This window comes from Pseudoxanthomonas sp. JBR18 (assembly GCF_028198165.1).
In the GTDB taxonomy this organism is placed as follows: domain Bacteria; phylum Pseudomonadota; class Gammaproteobacteria; order Xanthomonadales; family Xanthomonadaceae; genus Pseudoxanthomonas_A.
In genome coordinates, this window is the sequence record NZ_CP116339.1 from 2,615,442 (window position 1) to 2,628,144 (window position 12,703).

Annotated in this window: 17 protein-coding genes and 1 tRNA gene; 8 read left to right on the plus strand and 10 right to left on the minus strand. The window is 65.4% G+C overall.

Going from position 1 to position 12,703, the window contains the following annotated elements:
• Nucleotides 1-67 precede the first annotated feature (67 nt).
• The 4 genes from queE (at nt 68) to PJ250_RS11705 (ending at nt 2,235) form a co-directional block, all read left to right on the plus strand.
• Nucleotides 68-751, plus strand: a complete 684-nt coding sequence (gene queE, locus PJ250_RS11690; RefSeq protein WP_271644728.1) for a 7-carboxy-7-deazaguanine synthase QueE — start codon at nt 68-70, stop codon at nt 749-751.
• A 74-nt stretch (nt 752-825) separates the two neighbouring features.
• Nucleotides 826-1,491 (plus strand): 7-cyano-7-deazaguanine synthase QueC, encoded by a 666-nt coding sequence (queC, locus tag PJ250_RS11695; protein WP_271644729.1) that lies wholly within the window; start codon nt 826-828, stop codon nt 1,489-1,491.
• 82 nt (nt 1,492-1,573) lie between these two features.
• Nucleotides 1,574-1,649 (plus strand) — tRNA-Lys (locus tag PJ250_RS11700).
• Nucleotides 1,650-1,755: 106 nt separating this feature from the next.
• Complete coding sequence (locus tag PJ250_RS11705; protein ID WP_271644730.1) at nt 1,756-2,235, plus strand: hypothetical protein; 480 nt, start codon at nt 1,756-1,758, stop codon at nt 2,233-2,235.
• Nucleotides 2,236-2,238: 3 nt separating this feature from the next.
• Here the strand turns inward: PJ250_RS11705 and PJ250_RS11710 are convergent, their stop codons facing one another.
• Genes PJ250_RS11710 through PJ250_RS11720 form a run of 3 tightly spaced genes read right to left on the minus strand, consistent with a single transcriptional unit; the run spans nt 2,239 to nt 4,063 of the window.
• Nucleotides 2,239-3,459 (minus strand): site-specific integrase, encoded by a 1,221-nt coding sequence (locus PJ250_RS11710; RefSeq protein WP_271644731.1) that lies wholly within the window; start codon nt 3,457-3,459, stop codon nt 2,239-2,241.
• The gene (locus PJ250_RS11715; protein WP_271644732.1) at nt 3,459-3,839 is read right to left on the minus strand and encodes a DUF2513 domain-containing protein; all 381 of its coding nucleotides are present in this window, start codon (nt 3,837-3,839) and stop codon (nt 3,459-3,461) included. The genes PJ250_RS11710 and PJ250_RS11715 overlap by 1 nt, the downstream gene beginning before the upstream one ends.
• Nucleotides 3,836-4,063 carry a hypothetical protein gene (locus PJ250_RS11720; RefSeq protein WP_271644733.1) on the minus strand — a complete coding sequence of 76 codons (228 nt, stop codon included), beginning with the start codon at nt 4,061-4,063 and terminating at the stop codon, nt 3,836-3,838. The genes PJ250_RS11715 and PJ250_RS11720 overlap by 4 nt, the downstream gene beginning before the upstream one ends.
• 86 nt (nt 4,064-4,149) lie before the next feature.
• On the opposite strand from PJ250_RS11720, the gene PJ250_RS11725 reads away from it, so the two are divergent.
• On the plus strand, nt 4,150-4,923 hold the full coding sequence (locus PJ250_RS11725) for a hypothetical protein (protein ID WP_271644734.1): 774 nt from the start codon (nt 4,150-4,152) through the stop codon (nt 4,921-4,923).
• Here PJ250_RS11725 and PJ250_RS11730 read toward each other — a convergent pair.
• Genes PJ250_RS11730 through PJ250_RS11740 form a run of 3 tightly spaced genes read right to left on the minus strand, consistent with a single transcriptional unit; the run spans nt 4,913 to nt 7,713 of the window.
• Nucleotides 4,913-6,931, minus strand: coding sequence for a ParB/RepB/Spo0J family partition protein (locus PJ250_RS11730; RefSeq protein ID WP_271644735.1), 2,019 nt, complete (start codon nt 6,929-6,931; stop codon nt 4,913-4,915). The genes PJ250_RS11725 and PJ250_RS11730 overlap by 11 nt on opposite strands.
• Nucleotides 6,932-6,937: 6 nt before the next feature.
• Nucleotides 6,938-7,159: a hypothetical protein gene (locus tag PJ250_RS11735; protein WP_271644736.1), complete on the minus strand. Its 222-nt coding sequence runs from the start codon at nt 7,157-7,159 to the stop codon at nt 6,938-6,940.
• On the minus strand, nt 7,159-7,713 hold the full coding sequence (locus PJ250_RS11740; RefSeq protein ID WP_271644737.1) for a hypothetical protein: 555 nt from the start codon (nt 7,711-7,713) through the stop codon (nt 7,159-7,161). The genes PJ250_RS11735 and PJ250_RS11740 overlap by 1 nt, the downstream gene beginning before the upstream one ends.
• Nucleotides 7,714-7,808: 95 nt before the next feature.
• Here PJ250_RS11740 and PJ250_RS11745 point away from each other — a divergent pair, with 95 nt between their 5' ends.
• Nucleotides 7,809-8,369 carry a hypothetical protein gene (locus PJ250_RS11745; RefSeq protein WP_271644738.1) on the plus strand — a complete coding sequence of 187 codons (561 nt, stop codon included), beginning with the start codon at nt 7,809-7,811 and terminating at the stop codon, nt 8,367-8,369.
• A gap of 2 nt (nt 8,370-8,371) precedes the next feature.
• Here PJ250_RS11745 and PJ250_RS11750 read toward each other — a convergent pair whose 3' ends face one another.
• On the minus strand, nt 8,372-8,656 hold the full coding sequence (locus PJ250_RS11750; RefSeq protein WP_271644739.1) for a hypothetical protein: 285 nt from the start codon (nt 8,654-8,656) through the stop codon (nt 8,372-8,374).
• A 2-nt stretch (nt 8,657-8,658) separates the two neighbouring features.
• The gene (locus PJ250_RS11755) at nt 8,659-8,832 is read right to left on the minus strand and encodes a hypothetical protein (protein WP_271644740.1); all 174 of its coding nucleotides are present in this window, start codon (nt 8,830-8,832) and stop codon (nt 8,659-8,661) included.
• Between the two features lie 227 nt (nt 8,833-9,059).
• On the opposite strand from PJ250_RS11755, the gene PJ250_RS11760 reads away from it, so the two are divergent.
• Nucleotides 9,060-9,701 carry a YoaK family protein gene (locus tag PJ250_RS11760; protein WP_271644741.1) on the plus strand — a complete coding sequence of 214 codons (642 nt, stop codon included), beginning with the start codon at nt 9,060-9,062 and terminating at the stop codon, nt 9,699-9,701.
• A 71-nt stretch (nt 9,702-9,772) separates the two neighbouring features.
• A complete protein-coding gene (gene serB, locus PJ250_RS11765; RefSeq protein WP_271644742.1) occupies nt 9,773-10,486 on the plus strand; it encodes a phosphoserine phosphatase SerB in 714 nt (237 codons plus the stop codon).
• Nucleotides 10,487-10,578: 92 nt separating this feature from the next.
• On the opposite strand, the gene PJ250_RS11770 is transcribed toward serB, so the two are convergent.
• Nucleotides 10,579-11,541 carry a transaldolase gene (locus PJ250_RS11770; RefSeq protein WP_271644743.1) on the minus strand — a complete coding sequence of 321 codons (963 nt, stop codon included), beginning with the start codon at nt 11,539-11,541 and terminating at the stop codon, nt 10,579-10,581.
• Nucleotides 11,542-11,586: 45 nt separating this feature from the next.
• Nucleotides 11,587-12,549 carry a LysR substrate-binding domain-containing protein gene (locus PJ250_RS11775; protein ID WP_271644744.1) on the minus strand — a complete coding sequence of 321 codons (963 nt, stop codon included), beginning with the start codon at nt 12,547-12,549 and terminating at the stop codon, nt 11,587-11,589.
• Nucleotides 12,550-12,703 lie beyond the last annotated feature (154 nt).

A 12,703-nucleotide genomic window follows, 5' to 3' on the forward strand; every position in this document is an offset into this window, starting at 1 on the left:
CGCCATGCCACGCTTGTCCAAGCGCCACTGCGAGGTCTGCGGTGGCGCCTTGTTTTAGGAAATTCCGATGAACGCCGTTGCCACCCCCAGCAAGATCGAACAGTCCGCCGCCGACCGGCTGAAGATCACCGAGATCTTCCTGTCGTTGCAGGGCGAAGCCGATGCGGCCGGATGGCCAACGGTGTTCGTGCGCCTGACCGGCTGTCCGCTGCGCTGCCAGTACTGCGACACCGCCTACGCCTTCCACGGCGGGACCTGGTGGGAGATCGACGACATCCTGGCCGAGGTCGCGCGTCATGGCGTGCGGCACGTCTGCGTGACCGGCGGCGAGCCGCTGTCGCAGAAGCGCTGCATCGGCCTGCTCAAGCGCCTGTGCGATGCCGGCCATGACGTGTCACTGGAGACCTCCGGCGCGATCGATGTCTCGCAGGTCGATCCGCGCGTGTCGCGCGTGGTGGACATCAAGACGCCGGCCTCGGCAGAGCAGCACCGCAACCGCTGGGAGAACCTGCCGCTGCTGGCCGCGCGCGACCAGGTCAAGTTCGTGCTGTGCGGACGACAGGACTACGAGTGGGCGCGCGAAGTGGTGCGCGAACACGCACTGGACCGGCGTTGCGCGGTGCTGTTTTCCCCGTCCAAGGACGAACTGTCTCCGCGCGACCTGGCCGACTGGATCGTCGAGGACCGCCTGCCGGTGCGCTTCCAGATGCAGCTGCACAAGCTGCTGTGGAACGACGAGCCCGGGCGTTAGGCGAGGCATCGCGGGCGTCGGGACGCTAGGCTATGCGTTCCCCGGCCTGTCTCGCCGGCAAGAAGAACACCCCCATGAAGAATGCAGTAGTCCTCGTTTCCGGCGGCATGGATTCGGCCGTCGTCCTGGCCATGGCCAAGGCCCAAGGATTCACACCGTATGCGCTGAGCGTGCAATACGGCCAACGCCACACCTCCGAGCTGGACGCCGCCGCGCGCGTGGCGGCCGAACTGGGCGCCGCCGCCCACAAGACGGTCAACGTCGACCTGCGCAGCATCGGCGGCTCGGCCCTGACCGATGACATCGACGTGCCCGAGGCGGGCGGTGACGGCATCCCGGTCACCTACGTACCGGCGCGCAACACCATCATGCTCTCGGTGGCCCTGGGCTGGGCCGAGGTGTTGGGCGCGGCGGACATCTTCTGCGGCGTCAACGCGGTGGATTATTCGGGCTATCCGGACTGCCGGCCGGCCTTTATCGAGGCTTTCCAGGCCTTGGCCAACCTGGCCACCAAGGCGGGTGTGGAGGGCGCGGGCATCCGCGTCCACGCCCCGCTGCAGTTCATGAGCAAGGCCGACATCGTGCGCGAGGGCGTGGCCCTGGGCGTGGACTTCGGCAGCACCGTGTCCTGCTACAACGCCGATGCGGACGGCAAGGCCTGCGGGCACTGCGATGCCTGCCGTCTGCGCGCGGCAGGCTTCGCCGACGCCGGCGTGCCCGACCCGACCCACTACGTCTGAAGGCGTGTTGTCCGCAAAGGGTCGCATCGTCGGCCCGATGCGGTAAAATCCCCGGCCCGGCGCAATGCCGGGCGCAGCATCCGGGCCGTTAGCTCAGTCGGTAGAGCAGAAGACTTTTAATCTTTTGGTCGAAGGTTCGAATCCTTCACGGCCCACCATGCAGAACAATGACTTAAGGTGCCATTTCGGCGCCTTTTTTCTTGGCTCCGTAGAATTCTCCGTAAAAACACGACCTCAAGAAGCACTCACCTCGCAGCATGAGACATGGACGTGCCGAACTTCCCAACTGACAACCTTTACAAGTTCATGGCCATATTCGGCCTGGTGCTCTTCATCTTCGGTCTCGCTTATCCATTGAAGGTTATAGAGGCAGATGAGCAGCTTGGATTTCAGGCTCAGCTTGCAGTAGACCAAGTCACTGTTCAGCTACGTGACCTTGGGGACTCGATTGACTTCGCGAAGCAAAGGCCGAAATCAGACGCAGCGACCCAAGAGTTACAGCAAAAGCTGGCGGATGTTGCGTTGGCGAATGCGAAGTCCGGCAACCTGATCGAGGCGAAAAAGAGGTCACGCCAATGGGCAAAGATTTATCTCGCCGGCTGCGCTCTCATTGCGATCGCTGGTTGTGCCTTGAGCGGCTTGGGCTTTTGGTTGTGGTACCACAGAGTTCAACGGCACCTGGACGCTGAGTTGGCGAAGAACGCGAAGCTGGCCACGCCACCCAAAAAAAAAACCGCGAAATAGCTTCTACCCTTCGTACAACCCCGCCGTAGCTGCGGGCTCCACAACCTGCAGCTCATGGTCGTAGGTGTCGGTGGTGCGGGGATCTTTATGGCCGGCGGCGTCGCGCTTCACGGCCTTGGTGCCCTTGGTGTCGGTGATGCCGCGGTGCTTTAGGCCGTGCAGGGTGAAGTACTGCTCGGGCTGGATGATGCCGGTGTCCGGATCCATCGCGGCGGCCATCAGGCGCTGCCAGGCGCTGTCCAGGCCGGACTTGGTGAGCGGGTTGCCTGACTCGGTCAGGAATATCCGCCGGTCCTCGGGCCGGAGCGGTGTCACTAGGCTCCTGTTTTTAGGCTTGGCCAGGACCGCCTTGCGCAGATCCAGGGCCGCCTGCCAGGAGGCCCTGAGCCGCGGCGTCCACCTGGTCACGTTGTCGAAGCTGCCCTTGCGCCGGTTTGAGGCGATGCCCTCGTCGGTCGCGTTGGCGTCAGTCAGCGTCAGCACCTCGATGCCGCGCAGCCGGCACTGCAACGCGATCTCCATCAGCGGGGCCAGGTAGGGCGAGACACTGCCCACCGTGTGTGGCTTGAGCTGCCCGCGCTCGTGCGCGAAGTGGATCACGGCCAGGTACGCGTCCAGCGCCGGCATCTTCTTCTGCCGGCGCTCCTTCGCCTGGCGCACGCCCTCGGCCGGGTTGGTCTTGCACTCGCCGTGCAGGCGTCCCCAGTTGAACAGGCGGCTGAGGTAACGCTGCAGGTGGTTGGCCTTGCTGGGTTGGCCAGGCACGTCGTCGCCGGCGCCGGGCTTCGATTCGGGCTTGCCCTTGGCGATCAGCTCGACCAGCCGCTGGTACATCGGCGGTTCGGTCCGGTCGACGTGCAGCTGATCCATGGTTAGGTTGCCCTTCATCCTGATCCGGCGCACGTGCTCGGCGCTGGTCCGGTAGCTCTTCTGCGTGCCCGTGGCCAGCGCCCGGAACTCGGTGCTGTCCTCGAAGGCGGTGATGACCCGACCGATCGTGCCCTTGGGGTCTTTGCCGGCGCGCTGCTCGGCGATCTCGTGCAGCTCGGACAGGCGGGCATTGCGCGTGGCAACGGTCTTGCGCGCGGGGCGACCCTCGCGCATCTCGATGCAGAACCAGCGGCCGCTACCGCTGGCATCCCAGTAGATGCCCTTCGGCACCAACAGGTGGTCGACGTGGGGCGGGAAGTTGTCCGCCCGGGTGCGCTTGCGTCCCCGCGCCATCAGGATAGTCCCATCATGCCCTTGGCAATGGCGCCGGCCACCTCGCCGAGCACGCTTAGCGATACGCTGCCGCCAGCATCGGCGACTTTGCTCTTGGTCTTAGCCCAGATCGTGTCGCTGCGGATTGCATCAAGGAATTCGTGCCCCTTCCAAGTGATGGTCCCGATCTTGATTCTGCTTGGCAAAAGACAGAGATCCTCCACGTACTGGCGCGTCAACGCATCGATGAGACCAGCATCCATTAGCAGCCTTATGTGCTCGGCTACAACCGCGGGATCAGCATCCTCGGGGCAGATCTCACTTCCCGAAAATGGGGGGCCGGGCGGCCGGTCCTCGATCGCTAGAAGCAGCTGGCGAATGAGCTCGTTGTCTCGCTTCATCCGATGAGATCCTCCGCTGAATACGTCCGTTCCTGGTTCGCGGCCTGGCCTAGGCCGATCGCCGCATTAAAGGCGTCCACGGTGGTGATCAGGCCGCCCTTGCCGTCATAGGTATACCGCAGCTTGATCCTGATCGCCCACGCCTCGACAGTGGCCAGCGTCGGCCGGCCACCGGGCTTGCAGAGCTCCTGCAGATCAGTGAACTGGAGGACGGTGCCGATCATGAGTCAAAATTGAGAATTAGCAGGGAGGGGATATGGCAATAAAGGCGACCTTGAGCTTTGGGAGGATTGGCTCGCTCGCGGTGGGAATGATCATCGGCGCCGTGTTTGTCGGTTACGGCGTCTCGAGAGTCGGCGGCGCGGTTGCGACGAATGCGTCCGTCTTCGTGGCGGCCCTGGCCGTGATTGCGGCGGTGGTCGCGGGACTTGTGCCTTGGCACCTCGAAACCATGAAGCGACAGGCCAAGGCTGAAGTAATCGCGCTTCGTCTTGTTGATGACCTGGCTAGCGCCCTTATCAACGCACGAGAGGTTGCCGACGGAATAGGTCATGTCGCAGAGACGAAAGACCCTGAGCGGGTTCAGCTCTCGGCAAGTCGTCTGATGATGTCCCCACCAAATAACGTCGACGAGCTTTTTCAGCACTTGGAGGCATTCGACAGCAAGAGCCTTCCAGTAATCGCGAAAGGGGCGATGTGGGCGATCAATATCTACACTGCTGTGCTCAACCTCAAAGAGATTCCCATCGATGAGATCGTCCTCCACGCCAAGTTCCAGGCGGCAGAGTTGAAGCCGCCTTTGGAAGGTCGTGAGCTTGATGAAGCCATCGATCGCCTTGCTGTTGACGAAATAGTTCACTTCGCGCGCGTTACCGCTGATCGAGCACAGAAGGCTGTACCCGAACTCGAGGCTGCAATCGCGGCTCTCGGACGTTATGGCGCTAAACCGTTGGTTCGGCCCAACTACCACGACCGATTCACAGAAAGTCCAATCCACTTCGTGGCGACGAGAGTCAAACAGGGGGACTGGCCGCCGAGCGACTGTGAGCCGTGGAGTCACAAGAACTTGGCTCCTAAGACTTAGGTTTGGTATTTACGCTGGAAGATGCTGCTTGGTTGGGCTTCTTCCCCAGTGCAGCCTTCGAGACGTTGGTGGGCTTCTTCTTCGCCGCGGTCTTCTTGGCCGCCTTCCTGGCCGGCGCCTTCGGCTTGCCGTCGCTAGCGGCAGCTGCGGCCTTCGTGGTGGGCTTGCCGTAGCCGGGCCCGCGCAGCTGCTTGGGCAGCCAGCCGGTGCCGGTCAGCAGCTTGGTGGCCTCGGCGACGCGCTCGTCCTTCTTTAGCTTGTCGAGCTTCTCGCCGAGCTCTTTGCCCTTGGTCTCGCTGACCGCCTTGACGACCAGGGCGCGCGGGGCGCGGCTGATGAAGTCGTCGCAGGATACGTTCCAGTGCTCGGCCATGTCGAAGCCGATGGCCTGGTGCAACAGGTCGGCGTTCTTAATCGCGCCCTTGTTCGCGCTGGTGCTGCTGAAGGACAGAGCCACAAGGATGGCGTTGAGGTCCTGCAACTTGGGGGTGGGCAGTGCGATCAGGTGCGGCAGCAGCTTGTCGCCCTTGGAGAGTGCCTTCAGGGAGTCCTCGGCGGCTTTCAGCCGCTGCTGGATCGGGGCGCTGAGCGACTTGCTGACGCCGGTGGCCGGCGCTAGGTTGTCGCCGCGCCAGCCCAGGATGCGGCCGTCCCACTCGTGGTTCCGCATCTGCAGGGCGCAGTGCACGGAGACGGCCAGCGCCAGATGCGGATCCGCGGCCAGGTGCGCGCGGATCACCTCGCTGCGGTGCCCGGCCAGGGTCAGCTCGGCGGCGGCGCTGAGGTCCAGCTTGGGCGGCTTCGGCTGGTCGCCGCCCGGCAGCGCGCCTGGGCTGCCCTCGACGGCGCCGCTGGTGGCCACCTTCTGGCCGGGCCGCAGGCGCGCGTATTCCAGGCGCAGACCGCCCGCATCGCCGATGCCCACCAAGACGCCCGCCACTGCCTTGACTGAGTCCGGCCAGGCCTGATCGGCATGCTGCTTCAGGCCCAGACGTTCGTCTTCGAGGCGCTCAGCTTCCTGGCCGAGCTGGTCTTCCTCTTCCTCGTCCAGGTCGTCTGCGTCGATGTCCTCGATCTCACGTAGGCGGGCGTCGATTGCATCCATGCGGGCCTGCACCTGAGGCGAAAACGCGATGGGCTGGTCGGCCGGTGCGGGCACCTGCGGAAACTTGGCGACGGCCTCGTAATCCATCGTCAGCATCGGCTCCACCCAGCTCCAGCCGTCAGCGCGCAGGGACTCCGCCTTCGCCTCCAACTTGTCCATGGCCAGCTTGTCGACCAGCGCCGGATCGGCAAGCCAGCGGTGGGTGTTGAACAGGTCGTGGGTGAGCGCGCCGCCGGCGGCCACGTATGCATCGATCCCCACGAACTTCGCGATCTTCGCGGAGTCGGGCACGGCCTGCCGCGTGATGCGGTCGCGCAGCTCCCAGGCGTTGCGCTGGTAGTCGTGCATGGCGCTGAACCACGCCTGGCGCTGCAGCTCGTGGTTGTCGGTCAGGGCCAGGGCCTGCAGCTGCTCCAGGCGCATCTCGCCATTGCGGAACAGCTCAAACAGCTCGGGCCGCACGTTGGCCAGCTTCAGGCGCTGGCGCACGAACAGCTCGGTCACGCTGAAGCGCGCGGCGATGTCGGTGAGCGACTTGCCCTCGTCGACTAGCGTTTTGTAGGCCACCACCTGGTCGGCCGGGTGCATGTCGGCACGGATGGTGTTCTCGGCCAGGCTGGCCTCGTCGGCCACGTCGCTGCCCACGATGCTGCAGGTGGGGCCGCCGGCCAGCTGCTCGGGCAGCGCGTTGGCGGTGCGCAGCTGCTGCAAGGCGGTGAGACGGCGGCCGCCGGCGACCACGTCGAAGAGGCCATCGTCGGCGCGCGTGACGACCAGGTTCTGCAGCAGGCCTTCGGCCCGGATGCTGGCGGCCAGGTCGTCCACATTGTTACCGCCGGTGCGGCGGGCGTTGCGCGGGGAGATCCGCAGCTGGTCGAGCGGGATCTGCTGGATGTTGGACATGCGGTGCTACTCCTGTGTCTGGGTGGTTTCCGCCTCGGCGGAATGCAGATGGACGCGTGTGCGCTCCAGCAGTTGGGCGGGGCGCTGGTGGTCGGGCAGGTCGTGGGCGAAGGCGACGAAGTCGCTGAGCAGGCAGTTGGCACGGCGGAGTTTCTTGCCGGTCTTTTGGCTGCTGCGGCTGCGGTCGCGTAGTAGCCGCTTGCAGGTGTCCAGGTCGGGCACGTGCATCAGGCGGTACTCCGGAACCGGCGCCCCGCCAGAATGGTCCTCACCGGCTCATCGGGCTGGCCGATCTTCTTGAGCGGCTTGGAGACCACGCCATTGGCCAGCTTCTCGATGTGTCCACCGTTGGCAACAAAGTCGGCCACCTGGGCCGCCAGGATGTCGCCCGGGCTCGCCTTGACCGGCTGGCGCATGTCCGCACGTGGGTAGCGCTTGCGCGGCCGCTTGGGCACCACGGCCGGCGGCGCCTCGGGCACCGTCGGGCGGGGCGCTGGCACTTCCGGGGTTGTCGGCGCCGGCGGCCCAGCTGGCGTGACTGGCCGCGCCTGGCGGCCGTACTGCAACGGCGTCTTGCCCGGAGCGAAGTAGCGCCGCATGCCCTTGTCGTCCAGGCGGCAGATGGCCTCGCCCTTGCTGGCAATCGCATCCATCTGCGCGCGCACGTAGGCGGCAGTCTCCAGCGGGAACACGTTGTCGTTGACCTGGCGCTCGCTGGCGCCATTCCTGCGCTTGACCAGGTAGGCGACGACCCGGCCGTGCTCGGTTCTGAAGCGGGTCACTGGAGTGCACCTGATCGCGCTTCACTGGACTTGAATGAACTATCTTTCCGGTCGACACCTGGATCGCAGAGGAATTGGCCGGCATGGCAATAGAGATGACCGAGCACTCCATCCAAATGGACGTTGCACCAGAGCTTTTGCCTTTGATGAAACTGATTCCGTCGCTTGCTCCTGAGCTTGGCAAAGAGAGCGATAGAGGATGTGCACTGCTCGTTGGGTGCATCTTGGAAAAATATCTGCGTGCGTCGATCGCGCAGGCCATTGCCATTCCCAACAAGGCCAGCCATTTCATGGGTCGGGGACAGATCGGGAAAGGGATCGAAAGTGCCGAATGTCTGGGGCTTATCTCCGCAGTTGACGCAAAGGCACTCAAAGCGACTATTCAAATTCGGAACGACTTCGCCCACGTCGCGGAGCCGGGAAAAAGCTTCAGTAGCCCTGAGGTGGAAAAGGCTGTTGTCGGCCTCTATTCGATCTATCGCCATGGCGACCACGCCGCCGTTCTCCAGGCGGGCGCAAGGCAGGCCTATGTGTCCTTTTCCCTGTCCTTGTGCTCCTTGCTGCTTGCAAGGGCCGATCAGATCACGCGCCGCGCTCCACCGGCTGACCTGAAAGAGCTGACAGATCGCATGTTCTTTTGGTGGTTCAGGGATTGACTTCACGCGGCCTCTGCCTTCAGCTGCTCGGCCAGCTTCAGTCCGGAATCGGTCAGCGTGGCGCGGCTGGGGCAGGCCTCGTTGTCCAGGGTGACAAGGCCGTTGCATTCCAGTGCCAGCACGGTGCGCTTGGTGATGGTCTCGATCGTCTGCGGGCCACTGCGCTTCACCGGCTGCAGGCTGGGCATGAAGCCGCCGGCGCTGCGCTTGAGCGTGTGGTTGGCGCTGTCCAGGGCGGACAGCAGGGCGACCCGCTGCTTGGGCGGGACAAGGATGGCGGTGTGCATGGTCAGGCTCCATTGCTGGCCATGGCCAGCGTGATGAGGGCGAAGGCGGCCACCGCGAGCCATCCCAGCGCGCCGACCGACGCACGGGACCTGCGGTAGAGGAAGTCGGGCGTGGTGTGCTGGATGCTTTCCAGCGCGCCCAGGGCGATGCAGCGGCGTACAGCACGCTTGCGCATGACGGTCTCCGGTTGCAGTTGGGTCAGGGGACGCCGGCAGCTATCGCTGCCTGGCACTCGGCAACCGTGCCGGCTCCGTCTTGGAGCGGCGTCAGGGCTATCGCAGCTGACGCGGCGTTGACAGCGATCGCACCGCGGCGCGACGCTGCATGCGTACAGGCCCTGGGCGACGACCTCCTTCGATGATTTACAAATTGCCGCGTTGGGTCTGGTTCGGGAGCTGGGTCATGGCTTTTACCGCCGGCATCGTCAATGTCGTGGCGCTGCTGGGGTTCGGCCATCAGGGCGTGAGCCATATGACCGGCATCACCTCGGAGATGGGCGCGCGCGCGGCCGCGGTCGATCTGAAGGGACTGGCGCAGCTGGCTGGCGGTGCGTTTTTCTTCGTCGCCGGCAGCGCGGTCAGCGGCGCCTTGATCGGCGATGTCGCCCTGCAGCTGGGGCGGCGCTACGGGTTGGTGCTGGTGCTGGAAGCCTGCATGCTGCTGGCTTCGGTACCGCTGATGACCCGCGCCTCGATGTGGGGCCTGTGGCTGGCCGCTTGCGCCTGCGGCCTGCAGAACGCGATGGCCACGACCTACAGTGGCGCGGTGGTGCGCACTACGCACGTCTCGGGCATGTTCACCGACCTGGGGCTGGCCATCGGTCATGGACTGCGGCGCATGCCGTTGCCGTGGCGCCGGCTTTCGCTGTGCGTGACGGTGATCTCCGGCTTCCTGGTCGGCGGTCTGGTGGGGGCGCTGGGCTTCCACCGCTGGTCATACGTGGTGCTGGTTGCGCCGGCGCTGATCTGCCTGGGCCTGGCCTGCGTGTACGCGGTCTACGCGCGGCGCATGGTGGAGCCGGCTCCTTCGGAAGGGAGCGCTTAGCCCTATCCCGTGGCGGCCGAGCTCATTACGCTTGCAGGCCCCCGATCCGCGTCCGGTGCGCCTGTTCGTCCATGACTGATTCCCATGCATCCGTTCACGGCCTGCACTTGCGTCGCGATGTGCCGCTGCCGCCGTTGGGACACTTTGGCCTCATCGCCTTCGACATGGACTCGACGTTGATCACCATCGAGTGCATCGACGAGATCGCCGATGCCGTGGGCATGAAGGACCAAGTGGCGGCGATCACGGAGGCGACCATGCGCGGGGAGATCCCCGATTTCCGCGAAAGCCTGTTGCGCCGCGTGGCGCTGCTCAAGGGCGTGCCGGTCGGCGCCCTGCAGGAGGTGTACGACACGCGCCTCCAGCTCACCGCAGGTGCCGAGGCTTTGGTAGGAGCCTGCAAGGCGGCCGGGTTGAAGGTCCTGCTGGTGTCCGGCGGCTTCACCTTCTTTGCCGAGCGCCTGCGCGAGCGGCTGGGGCTGGATTACGTACGCGCCAACCTGCTCGAGCAGGTCGATGGAGTGTTGACCGGACGTGTGCTGCCGCAGGTCTGGGGCGATGTCTGCGATGGCGCGGTCAAGCGCGCGACGCTGCTGGACGTGGCCTCGCTGCTGGGCCTGGCGCCGGATCAGACCATCGCCGTGGGCGACGGCTCCAACGACATCCCGATGATGCAGGCCGCCGGACTGTCGGTGGCCTTCCATGCCAAGCCCAGGGTGCGCGAGGTGGCGGACGTGGCGATCGAGACGGGCGGACTGGACCGCTTGCTCACGGTGCTGGGCTGACGGCGTCGCGGATCGTCGCTTGCCGGAACCGCAATGAAAAACGCCGCCGGGCGCGAACCCGGCGGCGTTTTCGTCTCCGCGCGGCGCGTGGCTCAACCGGCCAGGCGGTCGGCGATGGTCTTGCGCACGGCGGCCAGGTCGTCGGCGAAGGCCTTGATGCCGTCTGCCAGCTTCTCCTTGGCCATCGGGTCGGCTTCGACGTCGCGGGCGAACTGCTCGGCGGTGATCGGCGGCACAGTCGTGTCCTCGGCCGGGGCGGGTGAGAGCTTGCGCGGCAGGTCGCCGTGGTCGGCGTCCAGCTTGTCCAGCAGGTCCGGGGAGATGGTCAGGCGATCGCAGCCGGCCAGCGCTTCGATCTGGTCGGTGGAGCGGAACGAAGCGCCCATCACCACGGTCTTGATGCCGCGGCGCTTGAAGGTGTCGTAGACGCCGCGGACGAACTTGACGCCCTGGTCGTCGTCGATCGTGGCTGGCGCCTGGTCGTGGGCCTTGTACCAATCCAGGATGCGGCCGACGAAGGGCGAGATCAGGAACGCATCGGCCTCGGCGCAGGCCAGGGCCTGGGTGGGATTGAAGATCAACGTGCAGTTGCAGTCGATGCCCTCGGCCTGCAGCTGGCGGCAGGCTTCCACGCCTTCCCAGGTGGAGGCGACCTTGATCAGGATGCGGTCCTTGGACACGCCCGCTTCGGCGTACATGGCGATGAATTTCTTGGCCTTGGCCACGGTGGCGGCGGTGTCGTGGGCCAGGTCGGCGTCGACCTCGGTGGAGACCCGGCCCTCGATCAGGCCCGAGAGTTTGACGCCCACGCCGACGGTCAGGCGATCGACCACCTCGGCCACTAGTTCGTCGGTGACCGCGCCCTGGCTGCGCGCCCAGGTGATCTGCTCATCGATCAGGTCGGCGTAGCCCGGCAGGTCCAGGGCCTTCTTCACCAGGGTGGGGTTGGTGGTGCAGTCCACCGGCTTGAGGCGCTTGATCGCGTCGAAGTCGCCAGTGTCGGCCACGACCACGGAGAGGTCGCGAAGTTGTTCGAGTTTGCTAGGGGAGGTCATGGTATCGATCCGTTGATTCAGTCGTGTCGGGTAGTGAACAGGCTCTCACGCGCGACGTTGCGTCGTCGTCGATGTTTTCTTGCGGGCCGGCGGCGCAGATGCCGCGGCGGGGTCGAGCAGGTGCGGGGGCAGATCGCGGAAGACCTGCGCCAGCTGGGTGAGGAAGGCCGACATGGCCGAGCTTCTGCGCCAGACCATGGCAATGCGCCGGCTGGGATGGGAGTCGCTGAACCCCAGCAGGTGGATGTTGTCCGAGCGCGCCACCGGCGGTTTGACCGCCAGGGTCGGCAGCAGGGTCACCCCGACGTCGGCGGCAACCATCTGGCGCAGGGTTTCCAGGCTGGTGGCGCGGAACTCGGATTTCTCGTTGGCGCCGGACAGGCGGCAGACCTCCAGCGCCTGCTCGCGCAGGCAGTGGCCGTCCTCCAGCAGCAGCAGCTTTTGGTCGTTCAACTCGGCCAGGGTCAGGCTGCCGCGGCTTGCGAGTGGGTGATGCTCGGGCACGGCCAGTACGAACGGTTCCTCGAACAGGAACTCCACATGCAGCTGATCCTCGTCGATGGGTAGGGCCAGCAGGCCTGCATCGAGCCTGCCTTCGCGCAGGCGCTGCAGCAGCACGTCGCTCTTTTCCTCCACCAGCAGCAGTTCCAGTTGGGGGAAGCGTGCGCGGATGGCAGGAACCACGTGCGGCAGCAGGTAGGGCCCCAGGGTGGGGAAGATGCCCAGCCGCACGGTGCCGGCTTCGGGATCCTGGCTGCGGCGGGCCGCCTCCTTCATCTGCTCGACCTCGGCCACGATGCGACGCGCGCGCTCGGCGGCATCACGCCCGGCCGGCGTCAGCATCACCTTGCGCGGCGCGCGCTCGACCAGCGAGACTCCCAGCTCTTCTTCCAGCTTCTTGATCTGGGTCGACAAGGTGGGCTGGCTGACGAAGCTGGCCGCGGCGGCGCGGCCAAAATGCATGTGGTCGGCCAGGGCGACCAGATATTTGAGGTCACGCAGATTCAAGCGAACGCATCCGTGTTGGAAGGCACGGCCATCGGAGCCGTCGATCCATTCAACGCCTTTTGCGCGGTTCGATCAATCGATGGGAGGTAAACGGGGCCAAAAAAACGCCCGCCGGCATGACCGGCGGGCGAGGTGGCGGGCTCGCGGGGGAGGG

Coding starts and splice junctions, on each gene's coding strand:
- queE (WP_271644728.1), top strand. CDS start 68: ATGAACGCCGTTGCCACCCCCAGCAAGATCGAACAGTCCGCCGCCGAC.
- queC (WP_271644729.1), top strand. CDS start 826: ATGAAGAATGCAGTAGTCCTCGTTTCCGGCGGCATGGATTCGGCCGTC.
- PJ250_RS11705 (WP_271644730.1), top strand. CDS start 1,756: ATGGACGTGCCGAACTTCCCAACTGACAACCTTTACAAGTTCATGGCC.
- PJ250_RS11710 (WP_271644731.1), bottom strand. CDS start 3,459: ATGGCGCGGGGACGCAAGCGCACCCGGGCGGACAACTTCCCGCCCCAC.
- PJ250_RS11715 (WP_271644732.1), bottom strand. CDS start 3,839: ATGAAGCGAGACAACGAGCTCATTCGCCAGCTGCTTCTAGCGATCGAG.
- PJ250_RS11720 (WP_271644733.1), bottom strand. CDS start 4,063: ATGATCGGCACCGTCCTCCAGTTCACTGATCTGCAGGAGCTCTGCAAG.
- PJ250_RS11725 (WP_271644734.1), top strand. CDS start 4,150: ATGATCATCGGCGCCGTGTTTGTCGGTTACGGCGTCTCGAGAGTCGGC.
- PJ250_RS11730 (WP_271644735.1), bottom strand. CDS start 6,931: ATGTCCAACATCCAGCAGATCCCGCTCGACCAGCTGCGGATCTCCCCG.
- PJ250_RS11735 (WP_271644736.1), bottom strand. CDS start 7,159: ATGCACGTGCCCGACCTGGACACCTGCAAGCGGCTACTACGCGACCGC.
- PJ250_RS11745 (WP_271644738.1), top strand. CDS start 7,809: ATGACCGAGCACTCCATCCAAATGGACGTTGCACCAGAGCTTTTGCCT.
- PJ250_RS11750 (WP_271644739.1), bottom strand. CDS start 8,656: ATGCACACCGCCATCCTTGTCCCGCCCAAGCAGCGGGTCGCCCTGCTG.
- PJ250_RS11755 (WP_271644740.1), bottom strand. CDS start 8,832: ATGCGCAAGCGTGCTGTACGCCGCTGCATCGCCCTGGGCGCGCTGGAA.
- PJ250_RS11760 (WP_271644741.1), top strand. CDS start 9,060: ATGGCTTTTACCGCCGGCATCGTCAATGTCGTGGCGCTGCTGGGGTTC.
- serB (WP_271644742.1), top strand. CDS start 9,773: ATGACTGATTCCCATGCATCCGTTCACGGCCTGCACTTGCGTCGCGAT.
- PJ250_RS11770 (WP_271644743.1), bottom strand. CDS start 11,541: ATGACCTCCCCTAGCAAACTCGAACAACTTCGCGACCTCTCCGTGGTC.